The 26,995-nt window shown below is 36.6% G+C and carries 27 protein-coding genes; all 27 read left to right on the top strand.

Annotated features, from left to right (window positions below; genetic code table 11):
* Positions 1-37 precede the first annotated feature (37 nt).
* The 27 genes from AC0KTX_RS06980 to pseH all read left to right on the top strand — a co-directional run bounded on the left by AC0KTX_RS06980 (position 38) and on the right by pseH (position 26,991).
* Positions 38-460, top strand: a complete 423-nt coding sequence (locus AC0KTX_RS06980; RefSeq protein WP_474251498.1) for a TIGR03826 family flagellar region protein — start codon at positions 38-40, stop codon at positions 458-460.
* 95 nt (positions 461-555) lie between these two features.
* Positions 556-822 carry a flagellar biosynthesis anti-sigma factor FlgM gene (gene flgM / locus AC0KTX_RS06975; RefSeq protein WP_474251497.1) on the top strand — a complete coding sequence of 89 codons (267 nt, stop codon included), beginning with the start codon at positions 556-558 and terminating at the stop codon, positions 820-822.
* Between the two features lie 110 nt (positions 823-932).
* Positions 933-1,412, top strand: a complete 480-nt coding sequence (locus tag AC0KTX_RS06970) for a flagellar protein FlgN (RefSeq protein WP_474251496.1) — start codon at positions 933-935, stop codon at positions 1,410-1,412.
* A gap of 17 nt (positions 1,413-1,429) precedes the next feature.
* Complete coding sequence (gene flgK / locus AC0KTX_RS06965) at positions 1,430-2,947, top strand: flagellar hook-associated protein FlgK (RefSeq protein WP_474251495.1); 1,518 nt, start codon at positions 1,430-1,432, stop codon at positions 2,945-2,947.
* A 95-nt stretch (positions 2,948-3,042) separates the two neighbouring features.
* On the top strand, positions 3,043-3,915 hold the full coding sequence (flgL, locus tag AC0KTX_RS06960) for a flagellar hook-associated protein FlgL (RefSeq protein WP_474251494.1): 873 nt from the start codon (positions 3,043-3,045) through the stop codon (positions 3,913-3,915).
* 537 nt (positions 3,916-4,452) lie between these two features.
* Positions 4,453-5,043, top strand: a complete 591-nt coding sequence (locus AC0KTX_RS06955; RefSeq protein ID WP_474251493.1) for a DUF6470 family protein — start codon at positions 4,453-4,455, stop codon at positions 5,041-5,043.
* A 14-nt stretch (positions 5,044-5,057) separates the two neighbouring features.
* A complete protein-coding gene (gene fliW, locus AC0KTX_RS06950) occupies positions 5,058-5,492 on the top strand; it encodes a flagellar assembly protein FliW (protein WP_474251492.1) in 435 nt (144 codons plus the stop codon).
* 4 nt (positions 5,493-5,496) lie between these two features.
* Positions 5,497-5,727 (top strand): carbon storage regulator CsrA, encoded by a 231-nt coding sequence (gene csrA / locus AC0KTX_RS06945; RefSeq protein ID WP_474251491.1) that lies wholly within the window; start codon positions 5,497-5,499, stop codon positions 5,725-5,727.
* A gap of 303 nt (positions 5,728-6,030) precedes the next feature.
* Positions 6,031-6,843 (top strand): flagellin N-terminal helical domain-containing protein, encoded by an 813-nt coding sequence (locus tag AC0KTX_RS06940; protein WP_311066850.1) that lies wholly within the window; start codon positions 6,031-6,033, stop codon positions 6,841-6,843.
* Positions 6,844-6,948: 105 nt separating this feature from the next.
* Entirely contained in the window at positions 6,949-8,685 is a 1,737-nt protein-coding gene (locus tag AC0KTX_RS06935; RefSeq protein ID WP_474251490.1) for a motility associated factor glycosyltransferase family protein, read from the top strand.
* Between the two features lie 2 nt (positions 8,686-8,687).
* The gene (locus tag AC0KTX_RS06930; RefSeq protein ID WP_474251489.1) at positions 8,688-9,050 is read left to right on the top strand and encodes a hypothetical protein; all 363 of its coding nucleotides are present in this window, start codon (positions 8,688-8,690) and stop codon (positions 9,048-9,050) included.
* 687 nt (positions 9,051-9,737) lie between these two features.
* Entirely contained in the window at positions 9,738-10,709 is a 972-nt protein-coding gene (gene pseB, locus AC0KTX_RS06925; RefSeq protein ID WP_474251488.1) for a UDP-N-acetylglucosamine 4,6-dehydratase (inverting), read from the top strand.
* A gap of 102 nt (positions 10,710-10,811) precedes the next feature.
* Positions 10,812-11,948: a hypothetical protein gene (locus AC0KTX_RS06920; protein WP_474251487.1), complete on the top strand. Its 1,137-nt coding sequence runs from the start codon at positions 10,812-10,814 to the stop codon at positions 11,946-11,948.
* Between the two features lie 727 nt (positions 11,949-12,675).
* A complete protein-coding gene (locus tag AC0KTX_RS06915) occupies positions 12,676-13,596 on the top strand; it encodes a glycosyltransferase (RefSeq protein WP_474251486.1) in 921 nt (306 codons plus the stop codon).
* Positions 13,597-13,624: 28 nt separating this feature from the next.
* Positions 13,625-14,323, top strand: coding sequence for a class I SAM-dependent methyltransferase (locus tag AC0KTX_RS06910; protein WP_474251485.1), 699 nt, complete (start codon positions 13,625-13,627; stop codon positions 14,321-14,323).
* Between the two features lie 256 nt (positions 14,324-14,579).
* A complete protein-coding gene (locus AC0KTX_RS06905; protein WP_474251484.1) occupies positions 14,580-16,481 on the top strand; it encodes a glycosyltransferase in 1,902 nt (633 codons plus the stop codon).
* A gap of 44 nt (positions 16,482-16,525) precedes the next feature.
* Positions 16,526-17,692 carry a glycosyltransferase gene (locus AC0KTX_RS06900; protein ID WP_474251483.1) on the top strand — a complete coding sequence of 389 codons (1,167 nt, stop codon included), beginning with the start codon at positions 16,526-16,528 and terminating at the stop codon, positions 17,690-17,692.
* Between the two features lie 49 nt (positions 17,693-17,741).
* On the top strand, positions 17,742-17,978 hold the full coding sequence (locus tag AC0KTX_RS06895; RefSeq protein ID WP_474251482.1) for an acyl carrier protein: 237 nt from the start codon (positions 17,742-17,744) through the stop codon (positions 17,976-17,978).
* Positions 17,979-18,722, top strand: a complete 744-nt coding sequence (locus AC0KTX_RS06890; protein ID WP_474251481.1) for an SDR family NAD(P)-dependent oxidoreductase — start codon at positions 17,979-17,981, stop codon at positions 18,720-18,722. It abuts the gene before it with no gap.
* Between the two features lie 334 nt (positions 18,723-19,056).
* Complete coding sequence (rmlA, locus tag AC0KTX_RS06885; protein ID WP_474251480.1) at positions 19,057-19,941, top strand: glucose-1-phosphate thymidyltransferase RmlA; 885 nt, start codon at positions 19,057-19,059, stop codon at positions 19,939-19,941.
* 1 nt (position 19,942) lies between these two features.
* Complete coding sequence (rfbC, locus tag AC0KTX_RS06880; protein WP_474251479.1) at positions 19,943-20,494, top strand: dTDP-4-dehydrorhamnose 3,5-epimerase; 552 nt, start codon at positions 19,943-19,945, stop codon at positions 20,492-20,494.
* 15 nt (positions 20,495-20,509) lie between these two features.
* Positions 20,510-21,532 carry a dTDP-glucose 4,6-dehydratase gene (gene rfbB, locus AC0KTX_RS06875; protein ID WP_474251478.1) on the top strand — a complete coding sequence of 341 codons (1,023 nt, stop codon included), beginning with the start codon at positions 20,510-20,512 and terminating at the stop codon, positions 21,530-21,532.
* Positions 21,529-22,368 carry a dTDP-4-dehydrorhamnose reductase gene (gene rfbD / locus AC0KTX_RS06870; RefSeq protein WP_474251477.1) on the top strand — a complete coding sequence of 280 codons (840 nt, stop codon included), beginning with the start codon at positions 21,529-21,531 and terminating at the stop codon, positions 22,366-22,368. The genes rfbB and rfbD overlap by 4 nt, the downstream gene beginning before the upstream one ends.
* 376 nt (positions 22,369-22,744) lie before the next feature.
* Positions 22,745-24,136, top strand: coding sequence for an AMP-binding protein (locus AC0KTX_RS06865; RefSeq protein WP_474251476.1), 1,392 nt, complete (start codon positions 22,745-22,747; stop codon positions 24,134-24,136).
* The gene (locus AC0KTX_RS06860; protein ID WP_474251475.1) at positions 24,136-25,221 is read left to right on the top strand and encodes a LuxE/PaaK family acyltransferase; all 1,086 of its coding nucleotides are present in this window, start codon (positions 24,136-24,138) and stop codon (positions 25,219-25,221) included. The genes AC0KTX_RS06865 and AC0KTX_RS06860 overlap by 1 nt, the downstream gene beginning before the upstream one ends.
* Positions 25,218-26,441, top strand: a complete 1,224-nt coding sequence (locus AC0KTX_RS06855) for an acyl-CoA reductase (protein WP_474251474.1) — start codon at positions 25,218-25,220, stop codon at positions 26,439-26,441. The genes AC0KTX_RS06860 and AC0KTX_RS06855 overlap by 4 nt, the downstream gene beginning before the upstream one ends.
* Positions 26,442-26,454: 13 nt before the next feature.
* Complete coding sequence (gene pseH / locus AC0KTX_RS06850; protein WP_474251473.1) at positions 26,455-26,991, top strand: UDP-4-amino-4,6-dideoxy-N-acetyl-beta-L-altrosamine N-acetyltransferase; 537 nt, start codon at positions 26,455-26,457, stop codon at positions 26,989-26,991.
* The last annotated feature ends 4 nt before the right edge of the window (positions 26,992-26,995 follow it).

The raw sequence follows: 26,995 nt of genomic DNA, 5'->3' as shown, positions 1-26,995 counted from the left end.
AGGAACGAAATAGGAATGAATTGGAAGGTGAATGCGAATGGCGGAATTAGCAAACTGTCCGCAATGCGGTTCGTTGTTTGTCAAAACGCCCGGGCGGTCACTTTGTCAGGCGTGCTATCGGCAAGAAGAAAAAGCGTTTGAAACAGTGTATCGATTTTTGCGGAAAAAGGAAAACCGTTCGGCAACGCTGCATGTTGTGGTGGAAGAAACGGGTGTGAGCGAGGAGTTAATTTTAAAATTTATCCGCCAGGGGCGGATACAGCTCGTCAATTTTCCCAATCTTGGATATCCATGTGAAAGATGCGGCAAAATGATCCGGGAAGGAAGAATATGTTTTTCTTGCAAAAAAGATATTCAATCTCAAATTGATCAAATGGAAAAAGAAGAAAAATTTTTGGAAGAAAAAAAGAAACAGCAGACATATTATGCGCTTCATCCGAAAAATGATGCAAACCATTAACAAAATGAACTTCACCGCCGATAAAGAATATAGGGAAAGACGGAAATATGAGCGGAGTGCTGTGAGGCTGCGGTGAGAAAGGAGGGGCAATATCCGTGAAAATAGACCATAACTTACACTCGGCAAGCATCAGCAATCCTTATCAAAAACAGTTGGAGAATCAAAGAATCCCTAAAATGAAAGCGCAGGAAGATAAAGTGGAAATTTCTTTCCAAGCCAAACAGCTTCAACGAGTAAATGCGGAAGAGCCTGTACGTTATGAAAAGGTGCTGGCGCTCAAACAGGAGATTGAGAGCGGCGGGTATAAGATTGATCCAAACTTAATCGCAAGAGGAATGGTTCGGTTTTATGAAAAGCAATAACTTTTGGCGTGAGGACAAATAACCAAATGGATGAAAAAATTGTTTAAGTGCATGCGGAAAGCCGGTGAAATCATTCTCAACAACTCTTTCAAAAACAGGGAGGACTTTTCGTGTCTCTTTCCATTTTAGTTGAAATATTGGAAAAACAACTAAAGCTTCACGAACAATTATATGATTTGGCGGTAAAAAAGACGGAATTGTTGAAAAAGGATGATATTCAACAATTAATGCCGCTTTTAAAAGAAGAACAGAAATACGTCAAACAACTTGAGAATGCGGAAAAAGAACGAATCAAAGCAACGGTTTCATTTTTAGACAGGGAAGATGATTTAACGATTTCCGCTTGCATAGAAAAAGCTGAAGGCGATGAGAAACTGCGGTTGGCTGAGTTAAAAGAGTTATTGACCAATGCGGTGGCAAACTTGAAAAACGTCAATGTTTTAAATCAGCAATTAACATTTCAGGCGCTGCAGTTTGTGAATTTAACGCTTGATCTCGTCGCGCCGCAGGAAGCGTCGCCGAATTATCAGAACCCGAGTCAGGAAGACAAGCAGATGAAACGGAGATCATGGATTGATTCAAAAATTTAAAGGCAGGGGAATTTGATATGATATCGACTTTTTTTGGCTTAGAAGCTGCAAGAAGCGGATTAACGGCGGCGCAAAGCGCATTATATACCATCGGGCATAATGTGGCAAACGCAGAAACGCCCGGTTACACAAGACAAAGGGTCAATCTTGCCCAAAAGCAGGCCTATCCAACTCCAGGCCGTTTTCAGCCGGATATTCCGGGGCAATTCGGTACAGGTGTTGAGACGGAAACCGTCCAGCGTATTCGCGACCGTTTTCTTGACGTCCAGTATCGCGGTGAAAATGCTAAACTGGGCTATTGGACATCCCGTTCTGATGCGTTAAAAAAAATGGAAGATGTTATGAATGAACTGACAGGGACGGGATTAAATGAAACATTGAATCAATTTTGGCAATCCTTGCAAGATTTAGCCACAAATTCAGCTGCCCGTTCCGTTGTTCGGCAGCGCGGGGTCGCAGTGGCGGATACCTTTAATTATTTAGCTCAAACCCTCCAACATAATCAGCAAGATTTAAAAAACGAATTAAATGTCACCACGACAAAAATCAATTCGCTGCTTGAACAAATCAACAACATTAACAAGCAAATAGGGGAAGTTGAACCGAACGGATATTTGCCGAACGATTTGTACGATGAACGCGACAGGCTTTTGGACGAACTTTCTTCTTATGTCGATATTAAAGTAACACCGGTGAAAAGCGGAGGCAACTCACTGGAAATTGCGGAAGGAAAAGTGACGGTTGAACTGGCCGGCGTAAATCCGCCCATCACCCTTGTTGATGGAAACCGGTTAAAAACGAATGAATTTTACATTGACTACAGCGGGACAAACGATCTTGTCCAATCTGTTTCAATCGGCGCACGAACCGTTGATTTTGGTTCTTTTCAATCAACGGGCAGCTTAAAAAGTCTGATTGAATCATATGGATATACGAATGGCGCCAGTTCTGTAGAATACGGCTTGTATCCCGAAATGATGGACGCTTTGGATGTCATGGCCTATGAATTTGCCAATGCATTTAATGAGGTTCACCGCAACGGTTGGAGCATTGAAGACATCAACAATGGCACGCAGGCACAGCTTGACTTTTTCGACCTTGGCGGGTTGACAACGTATAAAGGAGCGGCTGCTACCATTCGAGTGGCGGATGAGATAATGGAAACGCCGGACAGAATCGCCTATTCCGGAACAGGAGAAATGGGCGACGGCTCTAACGCTTTGGCGCTTGCTGAAGTGAAAAATAAACCAATGTTAATCGGAGATCAGTACACAACGATTCAAACGTATTATGAGAATTTGATAGGTGAAATGGCTGTCTTGGCGCAAGAAGCGGATCGCATGGCAGACAACTCGGCAACGTTGGCATCATCTGTTGAAGACCGCCGCAAATCCGTCAGTTCCGTTTCATTAGACGAAGAATTGACAAACATGATCCAATTCCAGCATATGTACAACGCAGCAGCGAGAATGATCACCTTGCAAGATGAAATTTTGGATCGGATCATCAATGGTATGGGATTGGTTGGAAGGTAACGAAAGGCTAGTTTAGGGCATGACAGGGTAGCCTCCAATCGGAAAACAGTTAGTTTTGCCGTCAATTTAATCTTGGAAAGAGAGGTGCAGGCAGCATGCGCGTCACTCAATCGATGCTGGCGCAAAATTCTCTGCGTCATATCAGCAAAAGCTATCAAAGATTAAATAAATATCAAGATCAGCTTTCAAGCGGAAAAAAAATCACCCGTCCGTCCGAGGATCCGGTTGTAGCGATTAAAGGGATGTATTATCGAACCAATTTGAAGGAAGTCGAGCAATATAAACGAAATTTGTCGGAAGCTTACCTTTGGCTGGACAACTCGGAAGCAGGGCTGGAACAAGCCAATAAAGGGCTGCAGCGTCTCCGCGAGCTTATGATTCAAGCCAATAACGGTTCCTATTCGGAAGACGAACGTGATGCCATTTTCCGTGAAGTGAAGCAAATTAAAGACGACCTCATTTCGATCGCCAACTCGCAAGTGGCCGGCCGTTATATTTTTAACGGCACAAGAACAGACAAACCGCCAGTTGCAGGCGATCCGCCTGTTGTGAATAACAACAATGACCCTTTTATGGTCGAACTGTCAAAAGACATCCGCATTCAAGTGAACGTGACGCCTGACAATGTCTTTAACCAACAAATGTTCGATACGGTTCAAGCGGTTCAAACCGCGCTTGAAAACAACGACACAACGAACTTGGACAGTTTGCTCGGCCAGCTTGACGATCATATCGATGCCCTCAACGCCGAACGGGCAGAACTTGGCGCCCGCTACAACCGGATTGAACAGATGGAAGCTCGCATCAATCAACAGGAAGTGATTGCCACTAAAATTTTGTCGGACAATGAAGATGCCGACATCGAGCGGGTTATCACGGATTTGGTAACGCAAGAAAGCGTGCATCGAGCGGCGCTTGCAGTCGGTGCCCGCATCATTCAGCCGAGCTTAATCGACTTTTTGCGATAATGCGATAGCGAAAGGACCTGCATAAGAGGTCCTTTTTGTTCACTATTGATTTCTTTTAAATTGAAGCGATTGTTAAAAAATCCTTTTTATTCAATTATTGAGATTTTCCCAGCGGCCAGTAAAGGGTTTTTCGCTGCTTTTTGCTGGGAGTTTTGATGAGAGCGAGTGGATTCGTCTATTATTTATCCATAGTTGTTGCCATGCATTCAATCATTTTTGGCTGCCAGTAAAGGTTGTCTTTTACTGTTTTTCATGAAAAAATTCAATTCCCGGGATGAAAGAATGCGTTTGTCTATTTGTTATTTACTTAGGGAGAAACTATAGAAAAAAACTTTCCTGCCAATAAATGCAGTAATGGATAGTTGGTTTGGCCTACTTCTAAGAAGAAAATTGCTTTTATTTAACTTAGAAGGACCTCCAAAGTGTTTCTGTTAAAAACTTGTTTTTCCATGTATACATGATAAATTTCGGAAAATTGCTTAGTGGAAGGAGAATTTTCTCTGTTTTCATTTTATGTTGCGAATCGAGGTGAAGTGAATGCTCCTGCCGCAAATCAGGATGGAAAGCCAAATGGCAAAAATCGCAATCAACTCCACTCCCGGGAAGCAGTCGATCGAACAGCCGAAAGCGGATATTGACTTGCAGCCGGCGAAAGTAGCGATGGAAATCAAGCGAACACCTGGAAAATTGACAATCGATCAAACGAAAGCGTGGGAAGACCGTAATTTGGCCAACACGTTCCGTTTCATAGAAAAACAAACAGAGGAAGCCAAAAAAGCATGGCTTGAAGGAATTGCCCGCCGCGCCGAGCAGGGGGATCAACTGATGAAGATAGAAAAGGGGGGAAATCCCCTCGCGGAACAAGCCAAACAAAACAGCGAAAAACCGCAGTATAATATAAATGTCGGCTGGATTCCGTCGTTGTTCAGCGTGAAATTCGATTACGAACCAGGCACGCTTGATATTGATTGGCATTTGCAAAAAGCCGAATTTCGCGCCATTCCCAATAAGCCGGTTATTCACTACGAGCGCGGTCATGTCGACATAAAAATGGCCCAATACCAAAATGTAAAAATCGACTTTGCCCATCTCACCTTTAAAGGACCAAACTTTGAAATGAACATATGAAGGTTGTGAAAAACATGAAGCTGGAAACAAAATATCATGGCGAAATCGAAATAAGCGAAGAAAGCATCATTGATTTTCCCTCAGGCATCCCGGGATTTTTAGACGAAAAGCAGTTTGTCCTTTTGCCATTTGGCGGCGATTCCCCCTTTTGGATTTTGCAATCAGCCAACACGAAGGAACTCGCCTTCGTCATAACAATACCGTTTTTATTTTTCAAAGACTATGCATTTGATCTAGACGGCGCTACAATCGAACAACTGGAGATCAAATCGGAAAAAGATGTCGCCGTCTACGTCATTTTGACGGTAGAAGACCCGTTCGAAAATACCACCGCCAACCTACTTGCGCCCATTGTCATCAACCAACAAAACAACCGGGCAAAGCAAGTAATCTTAACGAACACTACATATAAAACAAAACATCCGCTTATAGAACAAAAGGAGGTGTGAAGCCGTGCTCATCTTAACAAGAAAGCTGAACGAATCCATCATTATCGGTGACAACATCGAAATCACCATCACCGCCATCGAAGGCGATCAAGTCAAACTCGGCATTAAAGCTCCAAAACAAATCGACATCCACCGCAAAGAAATATACGACACCATTCAAACAGAAAACAGCGCGGCTTCCCGCACCGACCTTGACCTGCTAAAACAAATTCAAGAAAAGCTCAATAAAAAATAAAACTGTGCTCATCGGGAGACCAATTGCCAAGTCCTAATTATTGTGTAAAATCACATCCCAGACCAGTAAACCTTAATTCCCGGCCAATCAAACCGCTTCCTTTTTACACAAAATTCAGGACTTAATCAAATCTATCATTACATTTTTTATTTTTCTATTAAAAAAGTCCCATTTTTTCTTTAACCCCTATTAAACATCAAAAAAACAATCCGATATAATATGTGTGAAAAGCTGCGGCGGCCGACGCGGCTCTTCACACATCCACAAGGACGTGGAAAACAACAATTCAAGGAGGAAAAAATCATGAGAATTAACCACAACATCTCGGCGTTAAACACTTACCGCCAACTTTCATTTAACAACACACAAACTGCGAAAAACCTTGAAAAACTTTCTTCCGGCTACCGCATCAACCGCGCTGGCGACGATGCAGCAGGTCTTGCGATCTCTGAAAAAATGCGCGGCCAAATCCGCGGTTTGGAAATGGCGCAAAAAAATGCACAAGACGGTATTTCTTTAATTCAAACAGCTGAAGGAGCTTTAACAGAAACTCACGCCATCCTTCAACGTATGCGTGAATTGGCAGTGCAAGCAGCAAACGATACGAACGTATCCGCTGACCGTACTGCTATTCAAGAAGAAATTAATGCACTTGTATCAGAAATTAACAGAATTGCTCAAAACACAGAGTTTAACACTCAAAAATTACTAGATGGAACATTCACTAATAAAACATTCCACATTGGAGCCAACAGCGGTCAAGGGATTACAATTTCAATTGACAGTATGAAAGCTGCAGATCTTGGCGTAGATGCTCTTAAAGTTTCCAATAATACAGATGCAAATTCTGCTATTACATCTATTAATACAGCGATTGAAAAAGTTTCAACTCAACGCTCTAAACTTGGGGCAATCCAAAATCGTTTAGAACATACCATCAACAACTTGGGAGCTACTTCAGAAAACTTGACAGCAGCGGAATCCCGAATCCGCGATGTAGATATGGCAAAAGAAATGATGGAATTCACGAAAAACAACATCCTTTCTCAAGCTGCCCAAGCAATGCTTGCGCAAGCTAATCAAGTGCCTCAAGGTGTACTTCAGCTTCTTCGATAAAATAAAATTATCAACCAGACTTCGTTATGAGGTCTGGTTTTCTTTTTTATAAAAAATATTAAGATTAACACCTTTTTCGACGATATTTATATTGAGGTGCTAATCATGGTTTATAAAATTACAGACGAAATAGCGAAAAGTGGAGACAAAATAGTAAAGGTGAATGATTTCTATTTGCATAGTAAATATAATCCGTTCCGGGAAGCAGAAAAATTTGCTGATGTACATTTTAAAAAAAACCATCTTCATATATTATTTGGCTGCGGTGCAGGATATTTTGTTAAAGCGCTCTGCAATAGATTGTCTGAAGAAGAATTTTTAATTGTAATTGAACCAATTGAAGCCATTGCTGACCGATTATTAAAAAATTTCAATTATTTAAAACAAGTGATTCTAATTAAGGGAGAAGATCTTAAAAAGTTTAAGGAAGTCTATAAGTTATTTGAAAACAACTACATGAACAGAATTCATGTCATTTGTTCCCCTAATTATGATAAATTTGCTTCCACCTATTATGAGCAAATATTAAAATTTGTAAAAGATCAAATATATTTGCAACAAGTAGAAATGAATACTCTTACAATGTATTCTAAAGATTGGCAAAGGAACATTACTTCAAATTTGTATTATGCTTTTAATGATATCCCTTTTAAGGATTTGAAACGCTTTTATGATTTACCGGTTGTTGTTGCTTCTGGCGGTCCTTCATTAACAAAGCAGTTACCTTTACTAAAAAAGGTAAGAAAAAATGTAGTGCTGATTTCTTCAGGTTCAACCATCAACACGTTGCTTAAAAATGAAATTGAACCTGATTTTGTTGTTTCTATAGATGGGGGAATCAACAACTATAGACATTTTGAAACTGTTCAATTAAAAAATGCAAGGATTATTTATTCATTGTTGCACCATGAAAAGATTCTTGATAAGTATAATCGCCGCTCCATTGTGTTTATTCCTGATGTACATGCTGGTATACAAAAGTATGTTTGTAAGTTATTAGACAAAAACATCGATTTGGTTATGGGAGGTACTTCCGTTGCCAATTTTGCCTTAAACATAGCCTATTTAATCACGACAGGACCAGTAGCTATAATAGGACAAGATTTAGCCTATACAGAAAATAAAACCCATGCGGAGAGCAATAAAAATTATCGAGAAATAGATGAAACTTTTATAAAACAAAGAGCCTTATTTTATACAGAAGGGTATCATGGAGATGAAGTTTTAACAGACTACCCCTTCTTCACAATGAAGCAGAGTTTCGAAAAACTCATTCAAACTTTTGAAAAACCAGAACGAATTTACAATTGTACCGAAGGTGGAGTGAAATTAAAACATTTTCAACAAATTTCCTTTAATGAGTTTTGTCAAAAATTTGTCGATAAGGATAAATATCCTCAGCCAATGGTTGCAGTTACAGAACAAGAGAAAAATAAAAATGATTGGGAAAATTTTTTAGTCCGTGTTAATCATGAAATTACCACTCATCAAAAAGTGGAGCGCCTTTTACAAGATGCTATTTTGCTTTTAAAACAAAATAGGCTAGAGACAAAATTTGAAAGACAGATTTTAAAAAAGTTAGACAACATTGATGAAAAATTAAAACAAATCTTTGCTGAGGGATTCATGTCTTTAATTGCCCAGCCTATTGTTTTAAATACTTTCCAAAACTATCTTCCAAAGGAGAACGAATTGGAACACGAAACTTTTCAGCGAATTTTTGCTCGTTCATTGGATTTATATACTAGGCTAAAAGAGGCGGCTTCCGACTCGAGATCGTTCTTCCAACATTTAAAAAATAAAATTGAAAATAAATTAAAATCATTTGATATTGAGGGATGAAAATGGAAAATATCATTCATGAAACGCAAGAAAGCTTTTATCAATATATTGAAAGAGTTGCAGCAGGATCCCAAACGATTGCAGATTATTTACGTGAAGATAAGATTGGTGAGGCCATAGAGCTTATTGTTCAATTCAGTGAAGGAATGGGTTGGTTGACAAAAGTAGTTGAGTTAATGGAGAATCACAAATACACTATTGATATTAATTTTAGCAAGATTAATCCATTTTTGAAAGAAATTAATGATGGAATCGAGCGCCAAGACTATGTCATTGTGGCGGATATGTTTGAATATGAAATACAACCCTTTTTTGAGGAAGCAAAGAAAAAGAGGTTTTGCATGATAGAGGAAGATACGCATTGAGTCTATTAAAAAAAATTAAAAATGGTCAATTGAGGGATCCATTATTAAAATCTGCAAATGAATTGAAATTAGTATTCAAGAACCAAAATCATGGTCTTCCAACATTAACATTAAATGATTATTAACTATATAGCTGTTAAAATCCATTGTGTGCCATCGAAACACCATTTATTAAATCGGAATTAGACTAAAAAAGCAAACGTTTATTGTTTATTCAGATTTGGCCTAGGGTATCATGTGAAAGTAATGTTGGAAAATGAGAAAAATAAACGAGTGTTTGTTATAGAATCTTATTTAACGTGTTTTAAAGCACTAAAAACATAAGATTTAACTGATAATCTTTTCTTGCCCTTATGTAGATATTTGGAAGTTAAATAATCTTTAAAAAAATTGTTACAATTGAAAGTAAAATTGATCTTTCCTAATCCCTTGGTCAAAGCATTGCCCAATAACAATCCATTAAAAAATATTGGAAGAAATCAAAATAAAATGTCTTTTCATCGGTTTTCTTCTTTAATGGAAAAAATTTCGTGGACAAGATTTAATGATTCAAGGAGCACATAATGTTCCCCGATTTCAGACATATTTCAAATGCTAAAGAACTAACGGAATTCCCGTTTGATGAAACAATAAAAAGCTTAGGAAATCAGCAGTTTTGCAATTTATACTTCAAAGGAGTAATTTATGATGGAATGGTTAACCAATCAAACGATTTTAATAACGGGAGGAACCGGATCATTTGGAAGAAAATTTGTTCGTCGAATTTTAGAATACAATATAAAAAAAGTGATTGTATTTAGCCGGGATGAATTAAAACAATATGAAATGGCACAGGAATTTCCAGATTCGCGCATACGTTTCTTCATTGGCGATGTCCGAGACAAGGATCGTCTATACCGTGCATTTGATGGTGTTGATGTAGTTGTGCATGCGGCTGCCTTGAAGCAGGTGCCCGCATGTGAATACAACCCGTTTGAAGCGGTAAAAACAAACATTTACGGTGCTCAAAACATTATTGAAGCTGCCATTGACCGCGGTGTAAAGCGGGTGATTGCATTAAGCACGGATAAAGCAGCAGCTCCGATAAATTTATACGGCGCTACAAAACTCGCTTCTGATAAACTATTTGTTGCAGCGAACTCTTATGTAGGAGATAAAGATACTAGATTTGCGGTTGTCCGTTATGGAAATGTCGTTGGAAGCCGCGGCAGCGTGGTGCCGTTTTTCAAGAAAATGGCCGCTACCGGGAAATTGCCGATCACAGACGAAAGAATGACTCGCTTTTGGATCACGCTTGACCAAGGAGTACAGTTTGTTATTGATTGTCTCGATAGGATGAGAGGCGGAGAAATATTTGTACCGAAAATTCCAAGTATGAAAGTGGTGGATCTTGCCAAAGCGATTGCACCAGAGGCAGAAATTGAAATCATAGGAATCCGACCCGGTGAAAAACTACATGAAGCAATGATTACAGAAGATGATGCAAGGCACACAATTGAGTTTGATAATTATTATGTGATTACTCCTGAGTTTCCATGGTGTCCGCAAGAATATATTAAACAAGGCAGAACATTACCGGAGGGTTTTAAATATACGAGTGATACGAACACTGAATGGTTGACAGTGGATGAATTGCGGATGTTAGCAGAGGAAATGTAATTTTTAGATCTTATTTTCAAGTTATTGTGAACCCATTTTTTTCATAAATGTATTTATCGAATGTATAGATAATAATCATTGTCTGCTAGGGGATAGAAAATTATGAAGAAGACTGTTGTATGTGTAATAGGAATGCATCGGAGTGGAACATCGGCTGTTACAAGGGTGATAAATCTTTTAGGAGTTGAAGTAGGTGATGAAACTACATTAATAGAGCCCCAAATGTTTAATCCTAAAGGTTATTGGGAAAATAAGGAATTAGTAGAAATTAATAATGAGATTTTAAAATTTTTTTTAAGAGGATGGGATACTTCTTACCCTATACATGATGATTGGTGGAAGCAAAGCAAAATAAAACCATTTAGAGATAAGATTATTGAAGTATTAAATCGTAATTTAAAAGGCACGGGAAGATGGATTTGGAAAGACCCTAGAACTTCTATTCTTCTACCGCTTTATAATGATATTTTAAAGGAGCTTGGGATTGACTTTCGGTTTATCATTTGTGTTAGGAATCCATTAGATGTTCACTATTCATTAGCAAAAAGAGACGAATTCGATCTTTCTAAATCAATAGATGTTTGGAAGCATTATACATTATCTTCATTTTATTGGACTAATGGTTATGATAGGTTAATTGTACATTTTGACAGGTTATTGGATAATAGAGAATTGGTGATTAATGGGATTTCTAAATTTCTTGGAATAGATGTTTCATACATGGATTTAAAAGAAAAAATTGATGACTTTTTAAGTGAAGATTTAAGACATAGTCAAACACAGGATAGAACTTTTTTATCCGACGATTCTGTTGATTATGATAGCAGAAATCTATATAAAGAGATATTAAGATGTTTAGATAATCGGATGTACCTGGAAAGTGATGAATTCAAAAGCTTTATAGCAGATTTGTATTTATCTTTAATGGCTTTAAGTAATTCAATTTATTTGTCTGGTATTTATTTATGGGGAATTGGAGAAGGAGGCAGAAAAACCCTTCAGCAATTGAATAAAATAGGCTTATACAATATAAAGGGCATTATTGATAGCAATTCAAAAAAACATGGTTCTATTGTTCATGGGTATACTGTTCATTCGCCCAGTATCTTACATAATCAGAACAGCAAACCTTATATTATGATTTGTTCAATGTTTTATAAGGAGATAATTCAGGATTTGCGTGCATACGGCTATAAAGAACATGATCCTAGAATTCTTATATCACCGTTTGTAAAATAATAGTCAAATGAATTAGTGGTGTTGCAAAACTAGAATTTAAAACCTCAAAAGCATTTTTTATAAGTGAGTGGATCGAGCTATCTATCTAGCAAATCAAAGGGGCTATCTCCGTGTGGTGTACTGTCCGATGATGACTACTACTTTTGGATACTGAACGCCTAAATTCTTTGGGAAGGGTTGAGTGTTGAAGGGGCAATTCCCTGGCATGTCATTATAAAGCATCATAATTAATAAAGAAAGACGTGTTCAGAAGCCTTGAAGAAGAAACAGAAGAACTTATACCTTCAGTAGAACCAGATGGGGAGTTAATTTTGGTTCTGGCTGGTGAAGAAGAAGCTAAAAAAAGCTGTTCCGTATTGTGCAACATATTATATCAAGGGAAGAGTTATACAAGACAGGATATGTTGAATATTTTGTACAAGTGTATTCTTTGAAGAAAGTGAGGAAAATATTTGATTTTTAAAAGGTCGACTTGATTTTTGAAATAGTGTCGTAGTTTTTTAGAAAATTGATGTTTAAGTGTCTATCTATTAGTACCATAAACGAGTGTTGTTGGGAATGATCAAGTTTGAAACTGAAGAAAATGTTTTCAGAATTTGTGTGAAGAAATAACATTTATTACTTTCATTCAACGGTCTGAAAGAGATTTTCACGGTTATTATGGTCTGATAAAAGCAAAGGTTAATAGTTATTCTTACCGGATTAAGTAATAAGGGAGAGGTTATAGTTGTCGATTAAGCGTGTATTTGTTTTTGAGGGATATATTCCACGTGGCGGAACATATATGGCATATCAAATAGGTCGTATATGTTATGAAAAATTTGGTGTACCAGTATATGTTGTTGGAAGTAATAAAACCAACAGCAACTTTTTTAATTATGATTATGAGTTTCCTGTTGTTTCCACTGAATATCTACATAAAGAGGTTAAAGATGATGATTTACTTATCTGCAATCCCTCGTTCTCAAATAACTTTTTTGGGATTAAGTTACCTTGTAAAAAGTTAATGTATATACAAGATATTAAAACATTTCAAGTGTTAGATGTGTTTTTCGATTACTATGTCAGTGTGTCTAGCTTTGTCCAAGATTTTATTTCTCGCTATTATAATATAAAAACTCAAGTAATTCTTCCATTTATAAATCATCATCTGTTTAATAAAGGATTGCCGTGGGAAGAAAGAGAAGATAAATTTCTTGTATTAAACTTTAAAGAACATACAATGCCATTACTAGAACATATAATATCATGTTATAAAAAACGCTATCCCTTTTCGCAAAAAGAGATTCAAGTTATAAGTAATGTTAAACAAGAAGTTTTAGCGGAATTAATGGGACGTTATAGATATTATTTAACTCTCTCACCTGTAGAAGGTTTTGGGCTACTTCCTCTTGAAGCAATGGCATCTGGATGTGCAGTTTTTGGATTTGATGGAATGGGTGGAAGAGAATATTTTAAATCTCATAACTCTTATGTAGTACAATATGGTTCTGTTAATGAATTAATAGAACTTTTGTATTTGACCGAATTAAATCCTGAAGAGGTTTTTTTGACGGCAAAGTTAGGTATGAGGGAAGCCCAACGTTTTACTAAACAAATTTTTGATGAAAACTGGTTTAACTATTTAAGCGAATATGTATTTAAATAATTTAGAGAAATACAAAGGAGGAAAGGTTGTGGATAATAGAGAATTTTGGAACAAAAGATATCTGGAGAATCCTGAATTAGGAAGTGGTCCAGGATCTAGAGGCTATGCAGCATGGATTAAAAGTTATGTAATTGAAAAAGCTTTAAAGCTAAATGATATTTCCACAATAATTGATATTGGTTGTGGTGATTTATGTTGGTTAAAAGATGGTATTTTAGAAGATACAGATTATATTGGAATTGATATTTCCGAGGTAATAATAGAAAGAAACAGAAAAAAATTCCCTTATTTACAGTTTGAGCACCATGATTTGGCAGAAGAACCTATACAGATAAAAGGAGAACTAATTGTTTCCTTCGATGTTCTTATTCATCAATGTAGTTTTGAATTATTTTTGAGAGTATTAAGAAATATAATTTTCTCTACCAAAAAACATGCATTGATCAGCTATTTAACACCTGGAGAACAAATGAAAGTTAATAATGTAATACCTAAATTTGTTTTAGAAAACGCTCCTTATAGTGTTATTAGTGAAGAAAAGGAATTTCTTGAATTTTTCAGCAAATTAGACCCGGATATTCCCCGTGCTGACACGGCTATTTACGGGGATTTAAAACAGTTAATTGAAAGAGTCGATCGAAATGTAGTCGTACGTCCTTTGTTACAATACAGGGAACATACTATCTATGAAATTACCAAAGATGTGTGTTGGTTAAAATGGGAGTAAAACTATTTATTTAGTATTTTAAAGAAGACCGGGAAATCTTATATTATAGTTTGTTTGTTGTTTTTTCAACGGGATTTTTCATAATTTAGCATGTCTGTTAAACCTAGAATTATTCATATCGACGGTTGTAGAAATGCAATAAACATTAATAAGGAATTGAAATTAAAATAACTGTGATACTCTGTTTTAACGCATAATTAGATATCATGAAACCACAATTGTGGTAATTTCACTTCATTTTAGGGAGTGATTATATTTGACTATTTCAAATAGAAAAGATGGTTTAAAAGATTTTCAATATCGGCCAATCATAAGTATTATAATGCCCGTTTATAATTCTAAAGAAACATGGTTACGTTCTGCAATAGAGTCGGTAATAAATCAGAGTTATCCTTATTGGGAACTTTGTATAGCAGATGATTGTTCTCCTAATGAGGATGTACGTACTATACTTAAAGAATATGCAGAAAAGGATAAGAGAATTAAAATCATTTTTCTTGAAGAAAATCAAGGTATTTCAGGTGCGACTAATAATGCGTTTGAACTAGCTAGTGGGGAATTTGTTGGATTATTGGACCATGATGATGAGTTAGATTCCTCTTGTCTATATGAGGTTGTCAAATTATTAAATGAAAATCCTGAACTTGATTTTATTTACACAGATGAAGATAAAATTGCCTACGATGGAAGATATGTAGAACCATTTTTTAAGCCCGATTTTTCACCAGACTTGCTTATGGCAATGAATTATATTAATCATTTTAGTGTATTTAGAAAATGTATCATTACAAAAGTGGGCGGATGGCGTAAAAATTATGAAGGAAGTCAAGATTACGATTTAGTTTTAAGAGTAACAGAAGTAACAAACAGGGTAGCACATATAAGAAAAATTTTATATCACTGGAGAAAAGTTCCGGGTTCAACAGCGGATAAAATTAATGCAAAGGAATATGCCTTAATTTCTGCTAAAAGAGCATTAGAAGATTCGTTGAAAAGAAGAGGAATTGATGGAAACGTTGATATGATACACCCTGGAATATATCGGGTTCGTTACAAGATCGTTGGTAATCCACTAGTTAGCATTATTATACCAACCAAAGATAAGGTAGATTTGTTGAAAAAGTGCATATCTTCTATTTATGAAAAAAGCACTTACAGTAATTTTGAAATTATTGTAATCAATAATAATAGTGTAGAGAATGAAACATTTTTGTATTTTAAGGAACTGCAAAAGATAGATAAAATACATATCGTTGATTTGCCAATTGAATTCAATTATTCTAAATTAAATAATTTGGCAGTACATAAGGCTAATGGCGACTATTTATTGTTTTTAAATAATGATATAGAAGTTATAGCTAATAACTGGATTGAAGAATTATTGGGATATGCACAGCGTTCACACGTTGGGGCAGTAGGAGCAAAATTAATTTATCCCAATAATACTATACAACATGCTGGCGTTGTATTTGGCGAAAGGATTGCTTGGCATGCTTTTTATGGATATCCTTCAGAATCTCCTTTTATTGATATGCTATATGTCGCAAGAAATTGTTCAGCTGTTACCGGTGCATGTTTAATGGTATCCAAAAAGATTTTTGAGGAGATAGATGGATTTGATGAAGAATTGTCCGTTGTTTATAATGACGTAGATTTATGTCTAAAGATATTGGAAAAAGGTTACTATAATGTTTGGAATCCTAACGCTTTACTCTATCATTATGAAAGTGCAACTCGTGGGAAAGATCATCCTAAAAATAATGTGGATTATTTCTTTGAGAAATGGTCCAAACTTCTAAAAAAAGGAGATCCTTTTGATATAATCGAAAGAATAAACAAAGACCGAATACAACACTCGCTTGAAAAAAATACTCAAGGAAATGACAGACATATATATATATGGGGCGCTGGAAGTAGTGGTTATAGAATGTATTCGGTAATTAATCAGCTGGGGTTTAAGATTAAAGGATTTATAGATAGTGACCCTAATAAATGGAATAAAGTTATATTTAATTTACCTATCTTTTCTCCCGTATTATTAGAATCAACAAAATTAAAGCCTTATGTAGTGGTAGCTTCAATGTATTCAGATGAGATTAAGACCGAGTTGGTAAAAATGGGTTATGAGCAAGAAAAAGATTTTTGGGTGGATCATTAATATTCTTTGTCTTTGAAAACCAGTTATGAAAAGGACTGTTAGTATTGAATCGTCAGTTATTTTTAAGTATTATTACCCCTGTCTATAATGGCGAAAAATTTTTAAGGGAGAATGTACAAAGTTGGTTAAAGCAAACATACCAAAACTTTGAAGTAATATATGTTGATGATGGAAGCAGTGATCATTCGAAAGAATTAATTGAAGAAATAGTAAAAGTTGATCAACGATTTAAGCTAGTTTGTCAAAATCATGCTGGTATCCCACAAGCTATAAGACGAGGGATTCAGGAAGCTTGCAGCAATTATATTGTTTTAATGGACCAAGATGATATTGCAACACCTTGGCGGTTAGAGAAAACAGTGGAAGTATTTGCTGACGGCGCTGAGCTGGTGATGGGGGATTACGAGATTATTGATGAGTATTCGAAGTCGACTGGGAGAATTATTTCTTTTCCCTCTTTTATAAACTCAGAAAATTTATTGCTCGAACAATTGAAGAGAACCTATTTTTTAGGTTCGGCTATGGCTTTTAAATATAAACGAGATTTTGAGTTCCATGTAAATAGTGGCGGAGTAACGGATTATGATATTTCTTTAAAAATGTTGTTAAGGGATTACCAGTTCGCATATATCCCCGAAACTTTAATTCAGTATCGAGTTCATAATCAAAATACATCAGCTAACTATAGTAAACAAAAACAGGATGTAAAAGTTATCTTTAGTCAGTATGAGCATCAAGAGTTGTTTCAATACTTGCTTAAAAAGGGATTTAATCAGTTTGAAGCCAGTTTATCATTAGGGATATGTTATTTGTTTCAACATAACATAGCAGTAGCTTCTCCTTATTTGCAAAAAGCGATGTTGTTAATTGATCAATCCAATAGAAGAACGTATCAGGAATCCGTGTTTTATAATAGTGTTTTATATTACTTATTGAATGAATATGACCAAAGTTTTCAACTGTTAAGAAAATTGGTGATAAAAGGATATAATAACCCGTCTATATTTAATAATATAGGGGTAATGCTTATCTACTTGAAAAAATTTGCGGAAGCTAAGGAATGGTTTAATAAGGCATATGTTTTAAATAAGCAATATAGTGATGCCGTTTATAATATAAAATTGTTGAATAGCAATATGATGGATTATAAAAAATACAAATTTACAACCAGACTTCTAAGGGAAGTTTTAACGCATACTAGTATTAAGTAGAGACAGGCACTTCTAATTTTACTTTTATGAATAAAAAGGAAGATGGAAGATGAATGAACAAAAACTTCGTGCAATTTTTGCTGAGGCGTTAGGAATCTCAGAAGAATTGGTAGTAGATGATTTACAGTATAACAGTATTGCCGAGTGGGATTCGATTGCCCATATGGCGTTAGTTGCAGCCATTGATGAAGCTTTTGATATTATGATGGATACGGATGATGTCATTGATATGAGTTCTTTTGCGAAAGCAAAGGAGATTTTGCAAAAGTATGGAGTTGAATTTTAAATGCTGCTGGAAGGGAAAATAGTCTTCATTACAGGCGCTTCTAAAGGAATAGGGAGAGCAACGGCTTTGGTATGTGCAAAGCACGGAGCTCTTCTTGTTATTAACGGGAGAAATGAAGAGCAATTAATTACTTTAGCCGATGAAATCGAAGAAATTTCTGCGAAACGTCCGCTTATAGTGAATTATGATGTAGCCAATATTGATGATATGAAAAAAGCCTTTCAGCGCATCCATCGAGAGTATAAGCGCCTAGATGTACTCATTAATAATGCCGGCATTCTATATGACAGTTTGCTTGGACTTATTCAACCAAGCAGGCTGGAAGAGTTGATGGCGGTTAATTTAAACGCAGTCATTTATCATATGCAGTATGCGGCCCGATTGATGTTGCGGCAAAAAAAGGGCTCGATTATTAATATAAGTTCTATTTTTGGCCGTTTAGGCGAGGCAGGACAAGTTGCTTATTCCGCCAGCAAAGCGGCAGTCATTGGAGCAACACGATCAGCTGCAAAAGAACTAGCCTCTGCCAATATAAGAGTGAATGCGGTCGCTCCAGGATTTATCGAAACAGATATGACGACGCAAATCCCGTTTGAAAAATTCCAGGAACGTTTAGGATCCATCAAAATGGGACGAATCGGCCGTCCGGAAGAAGTGGCTAATTCCATTCTTTTTCTTGCCTCAGATTTATCGTCATACATAACTGGGCAAGTTATCGGTGTGGATGGCGGGATGGTTATATAAACTCATTAACCCCTAATGAAAACAGACGATTGTTTTTTATTGTATAAGAGGGAATGTTTTGATAAACCACTCTCTGACAGAGTTATTTTACTGCTTTTTGCTGGAAATTATTCATTTTTGGATGTGGTTTATTCCTTCTATTTACAGTCTATGGTGAGGAAATTATCTTACTTTTAAATGTTTAATCCACATTCAATGTATGTTTAATATAATATAAATGTATAATCGAGATGGAGTTCAAGTAAACATAAGAAGTATGGATTCTCTTTATTAAACTTACTAGTTTATTTCTAGGTTTGTAAACATTCTAAATTGTAACTTAGGGGGGGAGTTAGTGAAAGGAATCATTCTAGCCGGCGGTAGCGGCACACGCCTATATCCTTTAACAAAGGCAATTTCCAAACAATTATTACCTATTTATGACAAACCAATGATTTATTATCCATTATCAGTTTTAATGCTCGCTGGTATCCGTGATATTTTGATCATCTCCACTCCAGAGGATACACCGCGTTTCGAGCATCTACTTGGTGATGGGAGTGACTTGGGGATATCATTGTCCTATGCTGTTCAACCATCGCCTGATGGATTGGCACAAGCCTTTATTCTCGGCGAAGAGTTTATTGGTAAAGACAATGTTTCTCTTATTCTTGGCGATAACATATTTTACGGTCATGGATTTTCAGCCATGTTGGAGCGAGCGGCATCCAGAAAAAGTGGAGCCACCATATTTGGATACAATGTAAAAGATCCAGAACGCTTCGGTGTAGTCGAGTTCGACAAGAACGGTAAAGTGATGTCGATTGAGGAGAAACCGGAAAAACCGAAGTCTTCTTATGCCGTGACTGGTTTATATTTTTATGATAATCGGGTTATTGAGATTGCCAAATCACTTAAACCGTCTGCTCGCGGAGAGCTTGAAATTACGGATGTCAATAAAGCTTATTTAGAACTTGGAGAACTTCATGTTGAATTGCTCGGGCGTGGTTTTGCTTGGTTAGACACTGGAACACATGAGTCGTTACTTGAGGCTTCACTTTTTATTGAAACTATTGAAAAAAGACAAAGTTTAAAGGTGGCGTGTTTGGAAGAGATTGCGTATCGCAAAGGTTACATTTCGAGAGTACAGCTGTTAAAATTGGCAGAACCTTTGAAGAAAAATGGCTACGGGCAATATTTGCTTGATATTGCTAATCGCTTTATCAAAGAGGGTGAATAGATTGAAAATTATTGATACTCAATTTCATAATGTCTTTCTTATAGAACCAAAAGTGTTTGGTGACCACCGCGGTTTTTTTATGGAAAGCTACAATGATAACGTATTCAATGAATTGGGATTAGATTATGAGTTTGTCCAAGACAATCATTCTTTATCTGTGGAAGTTGGAACTTTAAGAGGCCTCCATTATCAATTGGAGCCTTATGCTCAAACGAAGCTGGTTCGAGTGATCCGCGGAGCGATTTATGATGTGATAGTAGATATTCGCAAAGGGTCTTCGACGTACGGCAAATGGCAAGGATTTATTTTAAGCGAATGGAATAAAAGACAGCTGTTAGTGCCAAAGGGATTTGCCCATGGCTTTTGTACGATTGTACCCAATACAGAAGTTTTATATAAAGTAGATAATTATTATTCGCCAAAGCATGATCGTGGAATTTGCTGGAACGACCCTGATTTAAAGATTGACTGGCCAACTCATTCTCCGATTTTGTCTGAAAAAGACAGTAAACACCCTAGGTTGATAAAGGCGGAAAATAATTTCACTTATTAAGGGAAGGAAATGCTGATGAAAGTATTAATAACAGGTGGGGCAGGTTTTATTGGCAGTAATTTTGTTCATTACATGGTTCGAAAGTATTCAAACTATCAAATCATTAATCTAGATGCTCTAACATATGCGGGAAATTTGGAAAATGTCAAAGACGTTGAGAATGAGGCGAATTATCGATTTGTAAAAGGCGACATTACAGATAGGGAATTGATCGAGTCGTTGTTTGCAGAAGGCATTGATGCAGTTGTGAATTTTGCTGCTGAGTCGCATGTTGACCGGAGTATTGCTGATCCAGGGATATTTGTAAAAACAAATGTTCAAGGCACTCATGTTTTGTTAGATGCAGCGAAAAAGTATGGTGTCAGAAAATATGTCCAAATTTCCACCGATGAAGTATACGGAACATTAGGAGAAACAGGGTATTTTACAGAAACAACACCACTGGCCCCAAACAGTCCGTACAGTGCGAGCAAGGCAGGAGCCGATCTTTTAGTGCGGGCGTACCATGAGACATATGGATTACCAGTGAATATTACAAGATGTTCTAACAATTATGGTTCATATCATTTTCCGGAAAAATTAATTCCATTAATGATAATTAATGCGTTAAACGATAGGCCTCTCCCTGTTTATGGCGATGGATTGAATGTTCGTGACTGGCTTCATGTGGAAGATCATTGTTCTGCAATTGATTTAGTATTGCATAAGGGGCGAAATGGAGAAGTATACAATATTGGCGGGAATAATGAGCGGACAAATATTGAAGTAGTAAAAGCGATTTTGCGATACTTAAATAAGCCGGAATCGCTCATTACATTTGTTGATGATCGCCTTGGTCACGACCGGCGCTACGCCATAGATGCGACAAAAATTCGTGAGGAATTGGGATGGCAGCCGAAATATACGTTTGAAGAAGGATTAAAGAAAACGATTGACTGGTATTTAGAAAACCGTTCTTGGTGGGAAAACATTGTATCAGGTGAATATAAAGAATATTATAAAAGACAATATGGACAAAAGTTAGGGAGATCGCAATGAAGATTGTTGTCACTGGGGCAAACGGGCAGTTAGGGCAAGAGCTTGTACGCCAACTGGAGCAAACGAGTGAGAAATTATATCCATTTACAAAATCTGAATTGGATATTACGAATGAAATCATCGTCAACGAAGTTATAACAAACATTAACCCTGACATCATTATAAACGCAGCTGCCTATACCAAAGTTGATCAAGCAGAAGCGGAGGAAGAAAGAGCTTTTTTAGTTAATGCCTTTGGACAAAGGAACTTGGCCATTGCTGCGGAAAAGGTAGGAGCGAAAATTTGTTACATTAGTACAGATTATGTATTTGACGGTAATTCAATGGTTGCTTATCGGGAATATGATCAAACGAATCCTCTAGGAGTATACGGAAAGTCTAAATTCGCCGGTGAGGAGTTAACCAAATCGTTGTGCACTCGATATTTTATCGTAAGAACAGCATGGGTGTACGGTGAGTTTGGAACGAATTTCGTAAAAACGATGCTTCGTCTTGCGAAAGAAAAAGAGGAAATCGGTATTGTCCATGATCAAATTGGCTCTCCGACATATACGGTCGACTTGGCGCATTTTATTGTTAAACTAGTTCGAACAGAGAAGTATGGAATCTATCATTGTACCAACAGTGGATCTTGTTCTTGGTTTGAGTTTGCGAAAGCAATTTTTGAAGAAAGCAATATTGATGTCAAGGTTCTGCCAATCACAACAGAACAATTTCCTAGACCAGCTGCACGGCCGAAATTCTCTGTATTAGACAACTTTGCAATGAAGGTGAATGGGTTTCCAATGTTAAGACATTGGCGTGAGGCATTGAAAGAATTTTTATTGAACATTTGATATTAAAACTTACAGAGTGCACAAAAATTATCGAAACTATGTCAAATAAAAAATACCAAGGGAAGAAAGAGGTGGAAAATAAAAATATAAAGGTAATCATAACCATTTTGTTTGGGGGGATTTTTTATTGGCACATTCTATACTTTAAATTTTCACCACCAATAAAAGGACTTATTAGCTGAAAAAAGATCAATCCATTTCTCCTTGCTTCCGATTTATCTTCTTATATAACCAGTCAAATTATCAGTGTGGATGGTGGAATGGTGGTATAAATTATAAAAGTACTTAGCCAAATAATGTGGTAAGTACTTTTTTTATCGAAAAAAAACGAATTTGTCCGATACTAATAGTGTAATCGATAAAGGAAGTGTAAAAAGTGATTCCATTTTGGAAGTTACCACATAATGATGATCAAATTGCTCTGATAGAACATTCATTGGCTGCTGTTACTTATGGACAATTTAAATATAAAGTTGAGTCATTTAAAGAAAAGCTGCCGAGGATGAGGCAAAAGCAATTAGGAGTAATTTTATGCTCTAATCGTATTACAACAATGACTGCTTATGTTGCTGGACTCCAGTTAAACGATGCTTTAATGCTGTTAGATGAACAAATCAATGACAGGTTGCTAAAAAATATTATTGTGCAATATGCACCAGATTGGATCTTTACAAGCAAAACTATGCAAGGATATCAAGGTTATAGATTGTATTATGAAAGTGACGGTTATGCCATTTGGAGCCGGGTTTCCCCTAGTGATGCGATTGAGATTTATCCGGAGTTGGCATTGTTGTTGAGTACATCCGGAACTACGGGAAGTTCCAAGTTTGTACGGCTTTCTTATCACAATCTTCAATCAAATGCTGAGTCGATTGCATCCTATTTAAAGCTTAACGAAACGGAAAGAGCGATTACGACGTTGCCGATGCAATATTCGTATGGCTTATCAGTCATTAACAGTCATTTGCTTTCTGGAGGAACATTGTTATTAACAGATGATTCGATTTTGTCGAAAGATTTTTGGATTTTTTTTAAGGAAAATAAAGCGACCTCGTTGGCGGGTGTTCCATATATTTACCAAATGTTGCATCGTTTGCGTTTTGATAGAATGGACTTACCGTCTTTACGTTATTTCACTCAAGCAGGAGGGCGGCTTTCACCGAATTTAGTTCGTTACTTTAATGATGTAGCTAAAGAAAAGGGGTGGCGTTTTTACTTGATGTATGGGCAAACAGAAGCAACAGCACGTATCAGCTATGTGCCCCCAGAGCGGTTAAGCGAGAAAGAAAGTTCGATTGGAATACCGATACCAAATGGAAAGCTTTCTTTAGACGCTGAAACGTCTGAATTAATCTACGAAGGTCCTAATGTGATGTTAGGATATGCCCATTCGCACAGCGATTTAGCAAAAGGAGACGAGCTTTTTGGAAAGTTGCATACTGGAGATATCGCTGCAATGGATGAAGATGGTTATTTTTATATAAAAGGGCGCATGAAAAGATTTATTAAGTTATTTGGCTTGCGTCTGAATTTGGATGAGATTGAAAAACAAATCGAACAAAATTTTTTCATTCATGTGGCTTGCGTAGGTGATGATGACAAATTATGCGTCGTTACAGAGGAAGCCGCAAAAATAGAGGAAATTAAATTATATATTCGCGACTTGTATAAACTTCACCCTTCGGCTTTTACTGTCAAAAGCGTTCCTGATTTGCCGCGTTTGGCTAATGGAAAAATCAATTATTCTGAATTAAAGGATTTGATGTGATGAGTGAGATATTTTCTCAAAACCCCTATAAATTAGAGAAAATACAAAAACAATCAATTCTTGTTAATGAATTGAATCAGTTAACCGATTTTCATACACAAAATTGTGATGCCTATGCAAATATTTTAAAAAATGTTCCTTTTCCAAAAAAAGTTAATACTTTAGAGGAAGTTCCGTATTTGCCTGTTCAATTATTTAAAATACTTGATTTATATTCCGTAGCAAATGAAGAGATTATTAAAACATTAACTTCTAGTGGAACGACCTCTCAACAAGTTTCTAAAATCTTTATTGATCGGGAGACATCTCTGTTGCAATCAAAAGCGCTGATTTCGATTGTATCTTCTTTTATCGGAAAAAAACGATTGCCAATGATTATTATTGATACGAAAAATGTCATTAAAGATCGTAAGGCTTTTAGCGCTCGAGGAGCTGGGATTGTTGGTTTCTCCAATTTTGGAAGAAATCATTTCTATTTATTAGATGATGAAATGAATGTTGATTGGGATGGATTACACGAATTTTTAGAGAAGCATCAGGGGGAGAAAATACTTTTATTTGGCTTTACGTTTATGATTTGGCAGTATTTTTATAAAGCAGCTAAACAAAAAAGGATTACATTACCTTTAAAGGAAAGTCTTTTAATCCACGGCGGCGGCTGGAAAAAGTTGAAAGAAGAAGCCGTAGGCAACGAAGAGTTTAAGGAAGCATTATATGAGCAATTTCGCATTTCATCTGTTCATAATTATTATGGTATGGTGGAGCAAGTCGGCTCCATTTTTATGGAATGTGAAAAAGGCTTTTTACATACTCCTGATTTTGCCGACGTTATCGTTCGAGATATGGAAACATTGGTGCCATTACCGATCGGGGAGAAAGGAATTATACAAGTTTTAAGTGTGTTGCCGAAAAGTTACCCGGGACATAGCTTGTTGACGGAAGATGTGGGAAAGATTATTGGGGAAGATGATTGCTTGTGTGGGAGGAAAGGAAAATATTTTGTGGTGGAAGGGCGGATTCCGAAAGCAGAGCTTCGCGGTTGCAGTGATACTCATGCTTATGCAAGAAATGAGGTGAAGGTGTGAACTGCTTAATTCCGGCGTTAAAACAAGAAGAATGGAAGCAGTATGTGGAAAAATTGACATCACAGCGCCCGCTTTCACTTTTTTCTCCCCTCGTGATCAAATTTTTACAAGAGATTTCTAGTAAAATTTTAAAAGATAAAACAATGCGAAAGTATCCAGAGTTAATCGCTACTGCTTATTGGCTGCGGAAAAGCAATCTTGTTCGGATTCAGAAAGAGTTTGAAACGCGGCATGAAGGGAAGATATTGTTGCCAAGAGGAATTGTTCTTCATTTTGCTCCTTCAAATGTCGATTCGATTTTTCTTTATTCATGGGTATTATCTATGCTTGTTGGAAATATCAATATAATTCGTTTATCGCAAAAGCAAAATGAGCAGATTCGTATTTTGTTAGAGATTATCCGGTCTATATTAAAACAAAAGCAGTATGAACCAATACAAGAGCGAACGTTTGTCATCAGTTATGCCCACGATACGGAAATAACACGATATTTGTCAAGTATGTGCCATCTTCGTGTTATTTGGGGAGGAGATGAGACGATTGCGACAATCCGTTCCATTCCGCTCCCGGCAATTGCGACAGAAATTGTCTTTCCTGATCGTTTTTCCAGTGTTGTGCTGTCAGCGGATAAGGTAAACTGTCTTGATGAAGAAGCGTTTTCCCAGCTTATTCATCACTTTTATAATGATGCTTTTTGGTTTCAGCAAAGAGCTTGTTCTTCACCAAGGCTGGTTTGTTGGATTGGCGAAAATGATCAAGTCGAAGCGGCAAAACAGCGTTTTTGGGAAAAGGTACAACAAAAAATTGAACAAGAACAATATGAATTGCCTTCAGCTTTGCATATGACGCGCTTAACAACGGCCTTCTATTATGGCGCTCAATCTTATGCTAAGGCGGTATCTTCTGCTTGTTTAGATATCCCTCTCCGTGTTGAAGTGAATAAGGTAGATCAGCTTGCAAGAGAAATGCATTGCGGTGGTGGATTATTTTTAGAGATGACTTTTCCTTCTTTATTAGATATGGCGGATATTATTATCGATAAAGATCAGACGTTATCCTATTTTGGTTTTTCCAAAGAAGAATTAACGGCATTCATCTATTCTCTGAAAGGCCGTGGAATTGATCGGATTGTACCCATTGGCAAAGCACTGGATTTTCTCGAAGTATGGGACGGATATTACTTATTGACGTACTTGACAAGAGAAATTGATCTGCAGTAATGGGGTGGAGCAATTGGAGTTTATAAAAGTAAAAGAAGAACATTTAGAACGGATTTTAAAGTGGCGGACAAGTGAACATGTAACGCGATATATGTTTACTGATATTGAATATAGTATCGAAAACCAAAAAAAATGGTTTGAAAAAATTTCAAATGATGAAACAAGCAAATACTGGGTTATTAAAGCAAAAGGAGAATTGATCGGACTTGTATCACTTAATAATATAGACTTGTTTCATCAACGGGCTTATTGGGCTTACTACATTGGAGAAGAAAAATTTAATATGGTGGGGGCAATGGTAGGCCCTTATATATATAATTATGCCTTTAAACAATTAAAACTTCATAAGTTATTAGGGGAAGTTATGGGAGAAAATGTGAATGTTCGCAAAATTCATCTGATGCACGGATGCAGAGAGATAGGTTATTATAAAGATCATATTTTCAAATATAATAAGTTTCATGATGTATATATTTATGAGATGCTAAGCAGCACTTGGGAGAAGCACAAGGAAAAATACAAAAAATATATCGGTCAATTTGAAGAATGAGAGA

The sequence above is a fragment of the Aeribacillus sp. JST-2 genome, from assembly GCF_056032925.1.
Note: the sequence above shows the minus strand (reverse complement) of the source record. Positions and strands in the feature narration are given on the sequence as shown.

What these genes read in the sequence shown, in the direction of transcription:
- rfbB (WP_474251478.1), top strand. Translation starts at nt 20,510, where the DNA reads ATGAAAGTATTAATAACAGGTGGGGCAGGTTTTATTGGCAGTAATTTT.
- AC0KTX_RS06980 (WP_474251498.1), top strand. Translation starts at nt 38, where the DNA reads ATGGCGGAATTAGCAAACTGTCCGCAATGCGGTTCGTTGTTTGTCAAA.
- flgK (WP_474251495.1), top strand. Translation starts at nt 1,430, where the DNA reads ATGATATCGACTTTTTTTGGCTTAGAAGCTGCAAGAAGCGGATTAACG.
- flgL (WP_474251494.1), top strand. Translation starts at nt 3,043, where the DNA reads ATGCGCGTCACTCAATCGATGCTGGCGCAAAATTCTCTGCGTCATATC.
- AC0KTX_RS06860 (WP_474251475.1), top strand. Translation starts at nt 24,136, where the DNA reads ATGAGTGAGATATTTTCTCAAAACCCCTATAAATTAGAGAAAATACAA.
- fliW (WP_474251492.1), top strand. Translation starts at nt 5,058, where the DNA reads ATGAAGCTGGAAACAAAATATCATGGCGAAATCGAAATAAGCGAAGAA.
- AC0KTX_RS06935 (WP_474251490.1), top strand. Translation starts at nt 6,949, where the DNA reads ATGGTTTATAAAATTACAGACGAAATAGCGAAAAGTGGAGACAAAATA.
- AC0KTX_RS06955 (WP_474251493.1), top strand. Translation starts at nt 4,453, where the DNA reads ATGCTCCTGCCGCAAATCAGGATGGAAAGCCAAATGGCAAAAATCGCA.
- AC0KTX_RS06930 (WP_474251489.1), top strand. Translation starts at nt 8,688, where the DNA reads ATGGAAAATATCATTCATGAAACGCAAGAAAGCTTTTATCAATATATT.
- AC0KTX_RS06895 (WP_474251482.1), top strand. Translation starts at nt 17,742, where the DNA reads ATGAATGAACAAAAACTTCGTGCAATTTTTGCTGAGGCGTTAGGAATC.
- pseB (WP_474251488.1), top strand. Translation starts at nt 9,738, where the DNA reads ATGGAATGGTTAACCAATCAAACGATTTTAATAACGGGAGGAACCGGA.
- AC0KTX_RS06920 (WP_474251487.1), top strand. Translation starts at nt 10,812, where the DNA reads ATGAAGAAGACTGTTGTATGTGTAATAGGAATGCATCGGAGTGGAACA.
- rfbD (WP_474251477.1), top strand. Translation starts at nt 21,529, where the DNA reads ATGAAGATTGTTGTCACTGGGGCAAACGGGCAGTTAGGGCAAGAGCTT.
- AC0KTX_RS06890 (WP_474251481.1), top strand. Translation starts at nt 17,979, where the DNA reads ATGCTGCTGGAAGGGAAAATAGTCTTCATTACAGGCGCTTCTAAAGGA.
- AC0KTX_RS06940 (WP_311066850.1), top strand. Translation starts at nt 6,031, where the DNA reads ATGAGAATTAACCACAACATCTCGGCGTTAAACACTTACCGCCAACTT.